This window comes from Rhizobium sp. BK181 (assembly GCF_014193305.1).
Taxonomy (GTDB): Bacteria; Pseudomonadota; Alphaproteobacteria; order Rhizobiales; family Rhizobiaceae; genus Rhizobium.
The window spans coordinates 1-14172 of the sequence record NZ_JACHZA010000027.1; the positions used below are offsets into that span (position 1 = coordinate 1).

Below are 14172 nucleotides of genomic sequence, written 5' to 3' on the forward strand. Positions count from 1 at the left end.
CAGAACCTCCTCAAGGACAACAAGCTCATCCCCGGAATGCCCGTCGAGGTCTTCGTCCAAACCGCCGAGCGAACCGCCCTCTCATACCTCCTCAAACCATTCACCGACCAAATGATGAAGGCATTCAGAGAGGAATAGCCGGACCAACAACCAGACCGAGCCCTGCAGGTACATCGGACCGGCAACGGTTACTGATGCCGCAACCGCACTGCATGATTTTTTTTAAAAAGCTAACTGGAGTAGATCACGACTGCCTTGCAGGGGATGGATCAGTCGCTATCGCGCAAATGAGCGATGGAGATCTCGGCCGGTGCTCGGGCTTGTCGGCGGCAGCGGGGGCCTTTCAGTATATTATATCGGCCGCCTTGTGCCTGAGGTCACCGGCTTCATGCTGATCGATGCAGCGATCGCTCGTGACTGGGAGGTTTTCGGCGATGCGTTGAATCATCTCATCCTGCCCGCCAGCACGCCCGGTCAGGAAGCTTGCCGAAATACGGCAGAACAGTCTTGTCGAGACCCTCGTAGTCAATCAGGTAACGAAGCGCCTCCGGCCTTGGCCAGGCGATCGCTATCGCCTTGGCTGCGGCCGGTGACTCGATCGTCGCAGTCGGCCGCTCGGCGATGGACGAAACCGAGGCTGCAGTGCGCCAAGCCGGCGCATTCTTCCACGCAACGACCGTCACAGTCACGTCCGGTCATGGACGGCCTCATACAGGCCCTCAAGGCCCTACCCCATCTAGCCCGTCGCTCGATCACCTTCGACCGTGGCACGGAGTTTACGGATTGGCCGTATCTTCAGGCGAGCATCGGCACCCAAACCTGGTTCTGCGGCCCGCAATCGCCGTGGCAGAAAGGCACCGTCGAGAATACCAATGGCCGCGACCGGAAATGGCTTTCGAGAGAGGTCGATCCATTATCGGTCACAGATGCCGATCTTATCGAGATCTGCAACCGGCTCAACGCAACACCCCGCAAATGCCTTGGCTATAGAACCCCGGCCGAAGTCTTCCGCAAGAAACTGCTCGCGCAGATCAGACATGCCGGCTAGCTTGATGAGCCACAAAAGTCGCGGTTCAGCACGAACTCACAGTCAATGCCATTGCGCCAGGCTATTTTGTCACGAACAACACGACAGCTCTGCGCGAGGATCCTGACCGCAGCGCTGGCATCCTTGCCCGCATCCCTGCCGGTCACTGGGGAGATCCCGCGCAACTCGGGGGCGCAGCAGTCTTCCTGGCGTCCAAGGCTTGCGACTATGTCCACGGCATAGTCCTACCAGTCGATGGCGGATGGCTGGCGCGGTAGTTCCATTTGTACGGCGACGACGCGCACAAGTGTTAAAAAAGACACGCTAGCGAACATTCGGCGACGGCCGCCCTCGCATCGGCTTTGCCTTTCAATTAGGGCATGCTTAATTACCGTCGTTAGACATCATTTTTCCTGGAACTCGGCCCACACCTCCCGTGGGCCTTTTTTGTGTCCGGGTAGGAAGCTCCTTCAGACTTCGCTCGAACCCAATTATTCAATGAGAGCAGGAAGGAAACGACGGTCGATATGGAAGCGCAGGCTTCGGGTGCAGTTTTTTTGGAAAGCGCGCCAAAAAGCGCCGCACCACGCCTAACCGCACTACGGCCTTGGCGTCGGGGGACATCCGGTCACGCCACAGATGAAAAGAACGGCGAGACCTTCCGATATCAGGGTCTCCCCCACATCTCGGTCGTCCACTTCCAGCCGACCGCAACTGTGACCGTAGTAGCGCGGCGGGAATGGTTCTGGATGGCGGGGTACGCGATACCGCCGACATCGTCTCCCTCGGCTTCCCCACCTATTGCCTGGGGCCGGCCGCGCCCGCCAATCTGGTGGTGCATCATGCATCGGACATGAACCAGCCGATTGCATGCGGTGGCGTTGCCGTCTATCCGGGCGACATCATCTTCGGCGACAGTGAGGCCGTGATCGTTATTCCGAGGAGTACGTCGACGAAATCGCCGACGAGGCGATCGCGATGGAAGAGCAGGAAGAGTTCCTGAAAACGGAAATTGAATCCGGACGTGCGACGGCGTCCATCCTCCTAATGAAGAAACGCTTGCCCGCTATGCGGAATGGAGCAAAGCCCGGACCGTCGAGAGCTGATTGTCGGAATTCGGGCGTCGCGCGATTTCGCGCCGACGCATCCCTTGAGACCGATACCTTTTCCGCGGACCATCGTGAGCAGCCGCTCCTCCTTGGCGGTCACCGGCATCAGCCCGATTTATGTTGCCTGCACTCAGTCGCAGACTGCTTCCGCCTCGATTTCAACCTCGTAGTCCCCGATCAGGTTTCCGGCCTCGATGAGCGTATTGGCGGGCAGGATGGATGAAAAGGCACGGCCATGGGCCCGGGAAACGGGTTCCCACTGGTTTGCGTCGCGCAGATAGATACGGGTGCGGATGACGTCTTCTATACTGCCGCCAAGGGCCGAAATGGAGGCTGCGATCTTGTCGAGAACGTAAGTGGCCTGCGCACCGGCATCGCCGGGTGCGACGCAGCGGTCCGCGCCATGGGTCGCGGTGGTGCCGGAGACGAGGATACGGTTGCCGATCCGAACGGCGCGGCTATAGCCGGCGATCGGCTCCCAGATGCTGCCGGACGAGACGCGCGAGCGGCCTGGACGACCGGGCACGGCCTGAGCGGTGTAGATAGATGGAATGGCATCGAGATGGTGGCTGAGGTCGCCGGATGCGGTGAGGAACGGCGGCTTGCGGTATTCGTCGCCGCAATCGCCGGGAATGGGTTGCGTCTTGGCGAAGGCGGCGTTCAACGCCAGGTGATCCTCTTCCTCGAGCGCGAAGGAGAAGACGTTCAGGTTGTCGCCGCGATGCTCGTTCTCACCGATCCGCGCGCCGACGATGGTTGCGGCGACCGCATCGTGTTCCAGAACCCAGCGGCTCGCGACGTTGGAAATCGAGACGCCATGCGTAGCCGCGATGGTTGCGGCGGCATTGAGAATGCCTTGGAAGGCCTCCCAGCCGCCGGCGGTATCGATGAAGCGCTTGTACTTCGAGCGGCTCCAATCGGCGATCGACGTCGGTTCCGGCTTGTTGAGCCACTTCTCCGAGAGAAGTCCGCCGCAGAGCGTCCCATAGGCAAGAAGCTTGACGCCGCTCTCCGCGCAAAGCTTTGAAAGCGCACCGGCGGCGCGGCGGTCGACCAGGGAGAACGAAACCTGATTGCTGGCGATCTCGATGCCATCGGCGAGCGCCAGCGCCAGATGCCCGGCGTCGAAGTTGGTGAGGCCGAGCGAGCCGATCAGGCCTTCATCGCGCAGGCGCTGCATCTCGTGCAGGGCGTCGAGCCATGCGGGATGCTCGAAGCTCCACCAGTGGAATTGCAGGAGATCCACCTTGTCGACGCCAAGCCGCGTCAGCCGTTCCTCAACGCCGCGACGCACGACATCAGCCGTCATCGGTCCCGGTTCCGGGCACCACTTCGTGAAGGCAATGGGCCGCTGGCCATTGTGATAGCGCGACAGCAGTCGCCCTGTGATCAACTCCGCCGAACCGTAGTGATCGGCCATGTCGAACGTGTCGAAGCCGTCGCGCGCATAGGCCTGCAGCACATTGGCGCCCTTGTCGGGATCGATCACCGTGCCGTTCTTCTCGATGTCGGCCACTTGCCAGAGTCCGCAAACGATGCGGCTGATGGAGAGATCCTTGGTGAGCGCTATGCGTGGGGGCGTGGGGGACATGCTTCTATTCCCTGAATGTCTGTTTTCGCTTGCTGGTCAGCGAGGCCAGCGTATTGGAAGCGCCGAGGATGCCGCGTGGGCGCAGGAGCAGGATGAGGCAGAGCCCGACGCCGATCATGACGATCTGCATCGATGCCGCGCGGGCCTGCTGTTCGGGCGGTACGAGCGCGGAGACGGCGGCGGCCGACAGCGCCCAAAGACCCCAGACCAGCACCGCGCCGAGAATGGCGCCGCGATTGTTGCCGGAGCCGCCAACGATCAGCATCGCCCATACCTGGAAGGTCAGGATCGGCAGATAATTGTCTGGCGCGATAAAGCCGATGAAATGTCCTTGCGCCGCGCCTGCCAGCCCCATGATGGCGCCGCCGATGGTGAAGGCCTGCAGGCGAAAGCGGATCGGCCGTTTGCCGAGCGCCTGTGCCGCGTTCTCATCTTCGCGGATGGCGCGCAGCACGCGGCCCCAGGGACTCTTGGCGAGATGCTGGAGCGCCAGATAGAGCGCCAGCACGACGGCCGCCATCAGCGCGAGATTGGAAAGGGAAAATACCAGCGGATCAGCGGCAAGGTTTCCGAACGGGCGCGGAATGAAGCCGATGCCGAAGGCGCCGCCGGTCAGCGGCTGCAGGTTGAGAACGCAAAGCTGCACCGTGACCGCAACGCCGAAGGTAGCAATGGCGAGGTAATCGGATCGCAGCCGAATGGTCAGCGCGCCGACCAGCCAGGCGGCAAGGCCGGCGAACAGCGCGCCGCCGAGCCAGCCAATGGCGATCGGCATGTCGAAGCCGCCGAAGCGGCCGGGCGCATCCGGCGTCGTCAATAGCGCCGACACGTAAGCGCCGATCGCGACGAAGGCGGCGATGCCGACGTTGAAGAGGCCGGTCTGGCCCCATTGGACATTAAGCCCGAGGCACATGATGGCATAGGTCAGCGCCATCGTGAGAAAGAAGGCGGCGTAGGCGATCAGATCAAGGCTCATGCCGCTCTCCCGAACAGGCCGCGCGGGCGAAGAAGCAAGACCGCCACGATGATGACGAAGGAAACAGCCGCACGCCACTCCGCGCCGACGATCTGCACGGCGGCAGCCTCCGACAGGCCGACGATCAATCCGGCGATCATCGCGCCCGGCACGCTGCCGATCCCACCAAGGATCGCGGCTGCAAACAGCGGCAGCAGCAGGTCATGGCCAAGATAGGGGCGGATCTGCACAAGCAGCCCGGTCATGATGCCGGCGATGCAGGCAAGGGCAGCGCCGACGAACCAGACGACGCGGATCAAGCGGCGCACATCCACGCCAGCAATGCCCGCCAGAGCCGGGTTTTCGCTAACAGCGCGCATCGAGCGGCCGATATCGGTCCGGGTCATCAGCAGGTGGATGGCGACGACCGCCACCAGTGACAGGCCGAGCGACAGGAGCTGATCGGGCGTGGCGCGCAGGCCGCCGCCGATCTTCACGGCGATCTGCAATGCCTTGGTGTAATAGACGGGCTTGGAGGTGAAGATGAATTCGAGCAGGCTGCGCAGCGCAAGCGAGGCGCCGAAGCTCGCCATGACGAGGATGATGATCGCGCCGCCGCGCGCTCGCAGGCGGGCGAACAGCACCGCATCGACGGCCAGCGCCAGCAAGCCTGTGAGCAGGATCGCGATCACGGCTGCAAGCGGCAGCGACCAGCCAAAGGAGAAGGGGCCGATCGGCTTCGTCAGCGTGGTCGACAAGAGCCCCATGCCGCCGCTGACGGCGAGCGCCAGATAGGCGCCCCAGGACAGCATCTCGCCATGGGCGAAATTGGCAAAGCGCAGGATCGAATAGGTGAGCGTCACGCCTATAGCGCCAAGGCCGATCATGGCGCCGGCAATCAGGCCATCCATGAGAAATTGCGGGTTCATGGTGCCTCCGACGCTTGCGTGGCGGTGCCGAGATAGAGCTTGGCGATCAGCGGGTCGCCGAGCAGCGAGGCGGCCTCGCCCTCGTGCCTGATCCTGCCTTCGACAAGGATGACGGCGCGGCTGGCGATCGCCAGCGCCGCCTTGATGTTCTGCTCAACGAGAATGACGGTAACGCCGCCGGCGTTAATCTCCTTCAGCATCGAAAACACCTCGCCGACGATCCTCGGTGACAGGCCGGCCGAGGGCTCGTCGAGGATGAGCACGGAGGGATCGACGATCAGTGCGCGGGCGACTGCCAGCATCTGCCGCTGCCCGCCCGACAGCGCCCCGGCAAGGCGCGAAGGCTTGCTGGCGAGGTCAGGAAAGCAACGGTAGAGCGCGGCAATCTGTTCGGAGCGCTGCGGCTTCGGCAGGACAGCGGCAGCAAGCTGCAGGTTTTCGTGAATGGTCAGCGTCGCGAAGATGTTTTCGGTCTGCGGCACGAAGGCAAGGCCTTCGCCGATCTTGCGGTGAGATGCGACGCGGGTGATCTCCCGCTCCCCGAGCATCACGCTTCCTGAGTGGATCGGCACCACGCCGGCGATCGCCTTGACGAAGGTCGACTTCCCGGCGCCGTTCGGTCCGAGCAGCACCAGCAGCTCGCCCGGCGCCACCGAGAGATCGACGCCGCGCACGATCGGCAGGTCGGGTTCGTATCCGGCGATCAGCGCATGGGTTTGAAGCGCTGTCGCTGTCATGCCGCCGCTCCGAGATAGGCTTCGATCACATCGGGATTGGAGGCGACGTCCGCCGGCGTGCCCTCGGCCAGCGGCTTGCCGAGCGCCATGGCGACGACGCGGGAGCAGAGCCGCGACACCATGTCCATATTGTGCTCGATCAGCAAGATCGACTTGCCCTGCGCATTGAGATCCAGCACGCGTTCCATGATCGTCTCCAAGAGCGCCGGGTTGACGCCCGCCGCCGGCTCGTCGAGCAGGATCGCTTGCGGATCGGCCATCAGGATGCGTGCGAGCTCGAGCAGCTTGCGCTGGCCGCCCGACAGCACCTTTGCGGGCTGTCCCTCAAGGCCGGACAAGGTGACGAACTCCAGCAGCGCGCGCGCCTTCTCAATCGCCAGCCGCTCCTGCTGCCTGACAAGGCCGAAGCGCAGGAAGTTGGCGACCAACCGCTCGCCGTCCTGCGCCTGTGCGCCGACGAGCACGTTTTCGAGCACGGTCATCTCAAGAAAGGGCTTCGGGATCTGGAAGGTACGGCCGACACCGCGACCAATTCGTCGTTCCGGGCTTTCCTGCGACACCTCGCGACCACCGATCCAGATTTCGCCCGACGTCGGCTTGAGACTACCGGCGATCAGATTGAACAGCGTTGTCTTGCCGGCCCCATTCGGGCCGATGAGGCCGACCATTTCGCCTTCGCCGAGCCTGAGCGACATGCCGCCGACGGCCACGTTGCCCTGAAACGACTTCATTAGTTCGCGCGCGTCGATCACGGCTCTCGCGGATTCTGCCGCTTTCTTTGGGGCGTCTGGCATTGGCAAGGGCATGGAGAAAGAAGTCTCTTGATTTGATCGGTGATGTTTGATCAAACTTTACCCCATGTTTAAAAGCAACCGAAAAAACGGGCCTTCCACGGACCAGGCTCAATGGTAGTCCAGACGGGGGTAGTACCGTCTGCAGGAGCCCAGGCGAGGAAGCCCGCCGATGGCGGTCACTACCGTGACGACGCGCTCGCTCCGGTCGGGCGCGAGACGCTGCAGGACCGCGTCTACTCGCAGCTCCGGAACTCGCTGATCAACGGCATGTTCGATGCAGGCGATGTTTTGCGCATCGTCGATCTCGCCGAGCGGCTGCAGACCAGCACTATGCCGGTGCGCGAGGCGCTTGGGCGCCTCGTGTCCGAACAGGCGCTGGAATCGCTGCCCAATCGCTCGGTGCGCGTGCCGCTCATCACCCGTGAACGTCTCGACGATCTCGCCCGCGCCCGCATCTTGATCGAGGGCCAGATGGTTGCGCTGGCGTTGCCCAGTCTGATGGATGACGACTTTGCCGTGCTGAAGCAGATCAATGTCGATTGCGATCTCGCTTTCGAGCAGCATGGCAAGGATATTGGCCATGTCACATCAGCGCTGAACCAGCAGTTTCATTTCCACATCTATCATGCAGCGCGCTCGCAGGTGCTGATCCCGATCGTCGAGAGCCTGTGGCTGCAATCGGGCGCAATAATCCGCAAGGCCGCGCATATTCATGACGAACAGGGCGGACTTGCCGCCACCAATCATCACTGGGCGCTGATCGATGCGCTCGAAAAGCGCGATGTCGAGGCCGCGATGCGATCGCTTTCCAACGACATCAGCCGCTCCTTCGATCTGATCCGCGGGCGGCTGGACGCGGAACCTGAAGATGGCGCGCCGGGAGACCATCATGGCTGAACCCATCGACGACGGCTTCGACCTTTTTGATCTGAGGGTCGACGTGATCATTCCCGAAGGAGGCGCGGTCTATTGCGGCGCCAAGCCGGGCGACCATTTCGAGCTCAAAGGCGAGATGCTGCACCTGCCACAGGGGCAGGGGATTTCGATCTACTCGCTCTCCTCCGTGCTGCCGCTGCTCGCGGCCAAGCAGCGTCCGACAGATCGCAACGACTGGATGACGACGGACGCCGACATCGCTTGCCCGGATCCCAATTGCTCGACACGGCTCAGGATCACCCGCACGGGCCTGCGCCGTTTCAGCCATGCCGCCACCACGGCGGTTCCCTTGAATGACGAATAGGCCGACCAATATGCAGCGCATCACCATCGCCCCCGGTTACGCAATCTCCCGCGTCATTCGCGGCGGCTGGCAGCTGGCGGGCGGCCATGGCGCGATCGATGGCGAGAGCGCTCTCGAGGACATGATTGCCTTTGCCGATGCCGGCATCACCACCTTCGACTGCGCCGATATCTATACCGGTGTCGAGGAGCTGATCGGCCGTTTCCGCGTTGCCTACAAAAACCTGCGCGGCGCTGAGGCCCTCTCGCGCATCCGCGTCCACACCAAGTTCGTTCCCGATCTCACGGTCCTGCCAAACATCAGCAAGGCTTACGTCGAAGGCGTCATCGATACCTCGCGCAAGCGGCTCAACCTCGATTGCCTCGATCTCGTTCAGTTCCACTGGTGGGCCTATGATATCGAGGGCTGGCTGGCGACGGCGAGCTGGCTGAAGGAGCTGCATGAGGCCGGCAAGATCGGCAAGATCAGCGGGACCAATTTCGACACCGATCGTATCGAGGCGATCATCGGCTCCGGCGTGCCCTTCACCTCGCTGCAGCTGCAATATTCGCTGCTCGACCGGCGCCCGGAAAAGCGCATGGTGGCGCTTGCTCAGGAGAAGAACTTCGCCTTGCTTTGCTATGGCACGGTGGCCGGCGGCTTCCTGGGCGATCGCTGGCTCGGCCAAAAGGAGCCGGAGCATCCGCTCGAAAACCGGTCGCTCACGAAATACAAGCTAATCATCGATGATTTCGGCGGCTGGGACCTGTTCCAGGTCCTGCTATCGACGCTGCGCGGGATCGCCGACCGCCACGGCACCGATATCGCGACCATCGCCAGCGCCGCCATGCTGACCAAGCCTGGCGTCGCGGCCGTGATCGTCGGCGCCCGCAATAGGGATCACCTGCAGTCCAATCTCGCCATCGCCGATATCGTGCTCAGCGAAACGGACAGGGCCGAGATTGATGCGGTCCTTGCGCATTCAAAGCCGCTCGACGGCGACGTTTATGCGCTGGAGCGGAACAGGGAAGGCCGCCACGGCAGCATTATGAAGTACAATCTCAACAAAGGGGAACAAAAATGAGAACGACATTCCTGCTTTCCGCCATGGTCGCTGCCCTTGCTGCGTCCACGGCGCCGACATTGGCGGCCGACTGCGACATCACCGTCGGCCTCGTCATGGAACTGACCGGTCCGGCCGGTGAATATGGCAAGGCGGGTGCCAAGTCCGTCGAGATGGCTTTCCGCGATATCAACGACGCCGGTGGCGTCAATGGCTGCAAGGTCGTGGCCGATACCCGCGACAGCCAGAGCCAGGGTAACGTTGCCGTCGATCAGGCGACGCAGCTCGTTAACATCAAGAAGGTGCCCGTCATCATCGGCGGCATCATCTCGTCAGTCTCGATCCCGATCCTGACATCGGTGACGGCGCCGGCCGGCGTCGTGCAGGTATCGCCTGCATCGTCTTCGCCGACGCTGACCGAGCTTGGCCGCAGCGGCAAGACCAACGGCGTCTTTTTCCGCACCATTACCTCCGATGCGCTACAGGGCACGGCGGCTGCGAAGTTCGCGATTGATCAAGGCCTGAAGAAGATCGCGATCATCAACGTCAACAACGATTTCGGCGTGAACATGGTCAAGGAGTTCGCGACCGCCTATCAGAAGCTCGGTGGCACGATCACCTCGACTACGCCCTATAACGAGAAGCAGTCGAGCTACGCCTCGGAAGCCAGCGCCGCCATGGCCGGTGATCCCGATGCGCTCTATCTCGTCAGCACTCCCGTCGATGGCGCCACCATTGCCCGCGCCTGGGTTTCCGGCGGTGGCAAGCAGACATTCCTGTTGAACGACGGCATGAACTCCAAGGACTTCATCGAGAGTGTCGGCGCGCAGTATTTGGAGAACGCCTATGGCACCTCCTCCGGCACCAGCCCGACGGCGTCGACCGAGTATTTCAACGGCAATTATGAAGCCTTCTCCGGCGGCATCTCGCCTTCTGCCCCGGCCGCCGACCGCTCCTATGATGCCGGTGCGATCGTCGCACTTGCCATCGCCAAGGCGGGCAAAGCGGATGCTGCCGCCATCAAGGCTGCGGTGCCGGGAGTGGTGGCCGAAGGCGGCACGCCGATCCATGCCGGCAAGGAAGAGTTTGCCAAGGCTCTGCAGCTCATCAAGGACGGCAAGCCTGTGAAGTACGAAGGCGTCATCGGCCCTGTCAGCTTCGATCAATACGGCGATATCACCGGCCCGTTCCGTCTCTGGAAGATCACCAATGGCGAGGTGACGACTGTTGGCGAATTGAGCGCCGAAGAGGTCAACAAGATAAAGACCGCGAAATAAGCGAAAAAGGCTCGGGGATCACCCGGGCCACTACTATCCTTTTCTAGGCTTTTCAGAAGCTTAGCTCATTTGAATAGTGCCGCGCTGGTTCTGTTCCCTTCAACTCAAACCATTCAGATGGGCCTGACATCCGATTCATCAGGAAAGACTGTACCAGGCGCCGCGGCCGGCACCAGGATGAGGTGCCCTTGATCCACAAGTGCCTTGAGATGGTCCTTGATGGTGTGACGGCTTGCATCGGTGATCCGGGCAGCCTGCGCGACCGTAATCCGCCCTTGCTCGCGCGCCAACTCGAGCAATGTAACGGATAATTCCGGCATGTCGGCGAGGATAATACGCTCGCGCTCCATTTTCTTCTCAAGCCGGGTCTTCTGCCGATGCAGGGCTCTCAAAAAAAACTCGATCCAGGGATTCCAGTCGGGCTGCGCGCTGCGGATCGTTCCCTGCGTGCGCCGAAGCGAGATGTAATAGCTCTCCTTGCTTTGCTCGATGATGCTTTCGAGCGAGCTGTACGGGACGTAAGCGTAGCCGGCCCGCAGGAGCAGCAAGGTGGTCAGAATACGCGATAGGCGGCCATTGCCATCCTGAAATGGATGGATTTCTAGGAAAACGACAACGAAGATCGCGACGACCAAAAGTGGATGGAGCCGCTTTTCTCGCCCTTGCTCATTCAGCCAGGCGATCAGTTCCTGCATTCGACGCGGCGTATCGAACGGCGAGGCCGTTTCGAAAACGGTGCCGAGGCTCTCGCCCTGTTCGTTAAACGCTTCCACGTTGTTGGAGAGGGTTTTGTAGGCGCCGCGATGCCGCTCGTCCTTTGTCGAATGCGCAAGAATGTCGCGGTGGAGCTGACGGATATGATTCTCGGTGAACGAAATAGCTTCGTAAGCATTGAAGATGGTCTCCATCACCTCCGCATAGCCGACAACCTCTTGCTCGTCGCGTGTTGTAAATGACCCGAGGCGGATATTTGCCAGCAGCTTTTCGACCTCCCGGTCGGTCAGGCGTGCCCCTTCAATACGTGTGGAGGAACCGACGCTTTCGATCGTGGCGACACGCCGGAGGATGGACAGCCGCTCAGGCGCGATCCGGCCGATCGCACGCCAAGCACCTTTGAATTCGTCGATTTCGGCGATCAGCGAAAGGATTTCGGGCGTGATCGGGACGGTCGCCGTGTTTAATCTGAAGTTCGGTTCATTGTCTTCTGGCAAAAGCGTTTGACCGACGCGAGGATCTGGTCGGCGGATTTGACCCACTTGTATGGGGTGGGATTGTCGTTGTGGGTTTCGATGAAAGCGTCGATGTCGGCTTCAAGTTCTGCAGTGGAACGGTGTACGCCGCGCTGCAACTGTTTTCGCGTCAGCTCTGCGAACCATCGCTCGACCTGATTGATCCAGGATGCCGACGTTGGCGTGAAGTGAACATGCCAGTGTGGGCGGCGCGCGAGCCATGCCTTGACCCTTGGTCTCTTGTGGGTGGCATAGTTGTCCATCACCAGATGCACGTCCGGCCCATTGGGCATTTCGGCGTCAATCCGCTTCAAAAAGTCGAGGGCGGACATTTTCCAGCACCCGCTTCGAGGACATCGGTGCAATACGTACCTCGCGGAATTCGGACATTTTTTTCTGAAAATGACGTGATGAGAGATCGTGTTTGGGCATGCTCATTCCATTTCTTGTCAGCACCGGTGCCGAGGGCGAGCGGAAATAAGCGTCGGCGTTTAACGAAGCATGTAAGGTGGGGACGCCTCGCGGTGTCGTCTGAAAACGTCATTAATGATATGTAAACAGATCATCTGTTATAAAATGATCCGTATGTTTATCTTTTTGTTTGACTGGAAGGGATGATCTTGCTAGCTCACCCACCAGCTCTAAGAAGACGGGACGGGTAAGGATGATGGCACGCTCCGAGTCAAACGCACTGCTGGATATCGGGCAACTGCTGAAGGCCGCTCGTAAGGTCCAGCGATTAACCCAAGAGCAGGTCGCCGACATGGCAGGCATATCGCGGCCTCGATACCGTGAAATCGAGGCTGGAAGTAGCGCCGCGCGTACGACGACTTTAATCAACATCGCCCGTGCTCTCGGGCTTGAGCTAATGCTCATCCCGCAGGCGATGGTGCCGGCCGTCGATGCTTTACTGCGGCCACACGACGATCTCGATGATCTTCCGGCATTCGTTGCAAATCCAGGCGGTGAACGTGGTGACTGAGGCCTTTCCCAATCCGAGATCCATCTCGTCGCTCGACGTGCTGCTGAACGACGTGAAGGTAGGCACGCTCGTAAGGACGCCCGGTGATTTCAACGCGTTCAGTTTCGATGATAGCTATCGCGCGACCGGCGGATTTCCCGTTCTTAGCCTGTCTTTTCGCGCCGCCAACGGGGGCTTGCGCAAAGACCCGAAGCCTATTGCCAGAGCCTTGCCGGCGTTCTTCGCCAATCTTCTCCCAGAGGACAAGCTGCGCGAGGCGATGGAAAAGCATCACGCCGATAGCATACGCGCCGGGAACGATTTCGACCTGCTTGTCGCACTCGGCTCGGACCTGCCGGGTGCCGTCCGCGTCGTGCCGAGCGACGGAACTGTGGTGCATCTCAACGATATACAAGTCCCGAAACCGAAAGCCCGGTTTTCGCTTGCAGGTGTGCAAATGAAGCTCTCAGTCATCAAGAACACGGGGAAGGGCGGCGGCCTGACCCTGCCGCTTGGTGACGAGCAGGGGTCGTATATCGCCAAGTTTCCGTCCACCTCATTTCCCGGCGTCTCGGAGAACGAGTATGCCAATCTTGCTTTGGCAGAAGCGATCGGCATGGAGGTGCCGGAACGCGAACTTGTCGAGCAATCGGAGCTCGAAGGAATTCCAAAAGAGTTCGAAACGCTGTCAGATGGAAAAGTCCTGCTCGTCAAACGCTTCGATCGTAGCATCAATGGTGAGCGGATCCATATCGAGGACTTCGCCCAGGTCTTCGGCGTCAATCCTTCCCGGAAGTATGAAGGAGCCGCCTATCATGATATCGCTGCGGCCTTGAACATTGCCGTGTCGTCCGCAGCCGCTCTCGAGTTCGCCCGCCGATTGGCTCTAGCTGCCTTGACGGGCAATGGCGACATGCACCTGAAAAACTGGTCATTGATCTATCGAGGTGTCGGCGACAAACCGGATCTCGCGCCTGTCTATGACGTGCTCTCGACGATCCCGTACATCCCGGCGGACGCCATGGCTCTGTCGCTCGCCGGCGAGCGTCCTTTCAAGGCATTGGATGCACAGCGATGGAAAGCCTTCGCCAATCGCGCGCGATTGCCGGAAGCCGCGGTTTTGAGGGTGGTGGTCGAAACGGTCGAGCGCGTAAATGATCGCTGGTGGTCGCTACCGGAACGCGAGGTCGTTCCGGCAAAGGTTCTGGAGCGCATGGATGCACATGTCAGGCTGATGACACCGATCCTCTGCACATGTGCAACCTGAGTACCCGGTGGACC

The 14172-nt window shown here is 61.0% G+C and carries 12 protein-coding genes and 6 pseudogenes; 11 read left to right on the forward strand and 7 right to left on the reverse strand.

Annotated features, from left to right (window positions below; all coding sequences use genetic code 11):
- From FHT77_RS31790 to FHT77_RS29310, 5 pseudogenes are all read left to right on the forward strand, one after another.
- Positions 1 to 138 (forward strand): annotated as a pseudogene (locus FHT77_RS31790) (HlyD family type I secretion periplasmic adaptor subunit); the annotation flags it as partial.
- Between the two features lie 408 nt (positions 139 to 546).
- A pseudogene (locus FHT77_RS31795) lies at positions 547 to 670 on the forward strand (2-deoxy-D-gluconate 3-dehydrogenase); the annotation flags it as partial.
- 12 nt (positions 671 to 682) lie between these two features.
- Positions 683 to 1048 (forward strand): annotated as a pseudogene (locus FHT77_RS29300) (IS30 family transposase); the annotation flags it as partial.
- A 35-nt stretch (positions 1049 to 1083) separates the two neighbouring features.
- Positions 1084 to 1305: pseudogene (locus FHT77_RS29305) on the forward strand (SDR family oxidoreductase); the annotation flags it as partial.
- 452 nt (positions 1306 to 1757) lie between these two features.
- A pseudogene (locus tag FHT77_RS29310) lies at positions 1758 to 2133 on the forward strand (ribonuclease activity regulator RraA); the annotation flags it as partial.
- A gap of 133 nt (positions 2134 to 2266) precedes the next feature.
- On the opposite strand, the gene FHT77_RS29315 reads toward FHT77_RS29310, so the two are convergent.
- From FHT77_RS29315 to FHT77_RS29335, 5 genes are read right to left on the reverse strand one after another with little or no spacing between them, the layout of a single operon-like run.
- Positions 2267 to 3727 (reverse strand): aldo/keto reductase, encoded by a 1461-nt coding sequence (locus tag FHT77_RS29315; protein ID WP_183758955.1) that lies wholly within the window; start codon positions 3725 to 3727, stop codon positions 2267 to 2269.
- A 4-nt stretch (positions 3728 to 3731) separates the two neighbouring features.
- On the reverse strand, positions 3732 to 4703 hold the full coding sequence (locus FHT77_RS29320) for a branched-chain amino acid ABC transporter permease (protein WP_183758957.1): 972 nt from the start codon (positions 4701 to 4703) through the stop codon (positions 3732 to 3734).
- Positions 4700 to 5611, reverse strand: coding sequence for a branched-chain amino acid ABC transporter permease (locus FHT77_RS29325; RefSeq protein WP_183758959.1), 912 nt, complete (start codon positions 5609 to 5611; stop codon positions 4700 to 4702). The genes FHT77_RS29320 and FHT77_RS29325 overlap by 4 nt, the downstream gene beginning before the upstream one ends.
- Entirely contained in the window at positions 5608 to 6348 is a 741-nt protein-coding gene (locus FHT77_RS29330; protein WP_183758961.1) for an ABC transporter ATP-binding protein, read from the reverse strand. Before FHT77_RS29330 ends, FHT77_RS29325 begins: the two co-directional genes overlap by 4 nt.
- Positions 6345 to 7154 (reverse strand): ABC transporter ATP-binding protein, encoded by an 810-nt coding sequence (locus tag FHT77_RS29335; protein WP_183758963.1) that lies wholly within the window; start codon positions 7152 to 7154, stop codon positions 6345 to 6347. Before FHT77_RS29335 ends, FHT77_RS29330 begins: the two co-directional genes overlap by 4 nt.
- A gap of 99 nt (positions 7155 to 7253) precedes the next feature.
- On the opposite strand from FHT77_RS29335, the gene FHT77_RS29340 reads away from it, so the two are divergent.
- Genes FHT77_RS29340 through FHT77_RS29355 form a run of 4 tightly spaced genes read left to right on the forward strand, consistent with a single transcriptional unit; the run spans position 7254 to position 10701 of the window.
- Positions 7254 to 8039 (forward strand): GntR family transcriptional regulator, encoded by a 786-nt coding sequence (locus tag FHT77_RS29340; RefSeq protein ID WP_183758965.1) that lies wholly within the window; start codon positions 7254 to 7256, stop codon positions 8037 to 8039.
- A complete protein-coding gene (locus FHT77_RS29345) occupies positions 8032 to 8382 on the forward strand; it encodes a TIGR04076 family protein (RefSeq protein WP_183758968.1) in 351 nt (116 codons plus the stop codon). Before FHT77_RS29340 ends, FHT77_RS29345 begins: the two co-directional genes overlap by 8 nt.
- Before the next feature lie 10 nt (positions 8383 to 8392).
- Positions 8393 to 9445: an aldo/keto reductase gene (locus FHT77_RS29350; protein ID WP_183759036.1), complete on the forward strand. Its 1053-nt coding sequence runs from the start codon at positions 8393 to 8395 to the stop codon at positions 9443 to 9445.
- A 23-nt stretch (positions 9446 to 9468) separates the two neighbouring features.
- Entirely contained in the window at positions 9469 to 10701 is a 1233-nt protein-coding gene (locus FHT77_RS29355; protein ID WP_246712796.1) for an ABC transporter substrate-binding protein, read from the forward strand.
- 113 nt (positions 10702 to 10814) lie between these two features.
- Here FHT77_RS29355 and FHT77_RS29360 read toward each other — a convergent pair whose 3' ends face one another.
- A complete protein-coding gene (locus FHT77_RS29360) occupies positions 10815 to 11912 on the reverse strand; it encodes a Fic family protein (RefSeq protein ID WP_246712791.1) in 1098 nt (365 codons plus the stop codon).
- Positions 11879 to 12253 (reverse strand): annotated as a pseudogene (locus FHT77_RS29365) (transposase); the annotation flags it as partial. The gene FHT77_RS29360 and the pseudogene FHT77_RS29365, both read right to left, overlap by 34 nt.
- A gap of 344 nt (positions 12254 to 12597) precedes the next feature.
- Between FHT77_RS29365 and FHT77_RS29370 the strand changes: the two are divergent.
- A complete protein-coding gene (locus tag FHT77_RS29370) occupies positions 12598 to 12912 on the forward strand; it encodes a helix-turn-helix domain-containing protein (RefSeq protein ID WP_183759038.1) in 315 nt (104 codons plus the stop codon).
- Positions 12905 to 14158, forward strand: a complete 1254-nt coding sequence (locus FHT77_RS29375; protein WP_312859793.1) for a HipA domain-containing protein — start codon at positions 12905 to 12907, stop codon at positions 14156 to 14158. The genes FHT77_RS29370 and FHT77_RS29375 overlap by 8 nt, the downstream gene beginning before the upstream one ends.
- Positions 14159 to 14172: the final 14 nt, after the last annotated feature.

What these genes read in the sequence shown, in the direction of transcription:
- FHT77_RS29325 (WP_183758959.1), bottom strand. Translation starts at nt 5,611, where the DNA reads ATGAACCCGCAATTTCTCATGGATGGCCTGATTGCCGGCGCCATGATC.
- FHT77_RS29370 (WP_183759038.1), top strand. Translation starts at nt 12,598, where the DNA reads ATGGCACGCTCCGAGTCAAACGCACTGCTGGATATCGGGCAACTGCTG.
- FHT77_RS29345 (WP_183758968.1), top strand. Translation starts at nt 8,032, where the DNA reads ATGGCTGAACCCATCGACGACGGCTTCGACCTTTTTGATCTGAGGGTC.
- FHT77_RS29350 (WP_183759036.1), top strand. Translation starts at nt 8,393, where the DNA reads ATGCAGCGCATCACCATCGCCCCCGGTTACGCAATCTCCCGCGTCATT.
- FHT77_RS29320 (WP_183758957.1), bottom strand. Translation starts at nt 4,703, where the DNA reads ATGAGCCTTGATCTGATCGCCTACGCCGCCTTCTTTCTCACGATGGCG.
- FHT77_RS29340 (WP_183758965.1), top strand. Translation starts at nt 7,254, where the DNA reads ATGGTAGTCCAGACGGGGGTAGTACCGTCTGCAGGAGCCCAGGCGAGG.
- FHT77_RS29355 (WP_246712796.1), top strand. Translation starts at nt 9,469, where the DNA reads ATGGTCGCTGCCCTTGCTGCGTCCACGGCGCCGACATTGGCGGCCGAC.
- FHT77_RS29330 (WP_183758961.1), bottom strand. Translation starts at nt 6,348, where the DNA reads ATGACAGCGACAGCGCTTCAAACCCATGCGCTGATCGCCGGATACGAA.
- FHT77_RS29335 (WP_183758963.1), bottom strand. Translation starts at nt 7,154, where the DNA reads ATGCCCTTGCCAATGCCAGACGCCCCAAAGAAAGCGGCAGAATCCGCG.
- FHT77_RS29315 (WP_183758955.1), bottom strand. Translation starts at nt 3,727, where the DNA reads ATGTCCCCCACGCCCCCACGCATAGCGCTCACCAAGGATCTCTCCATC.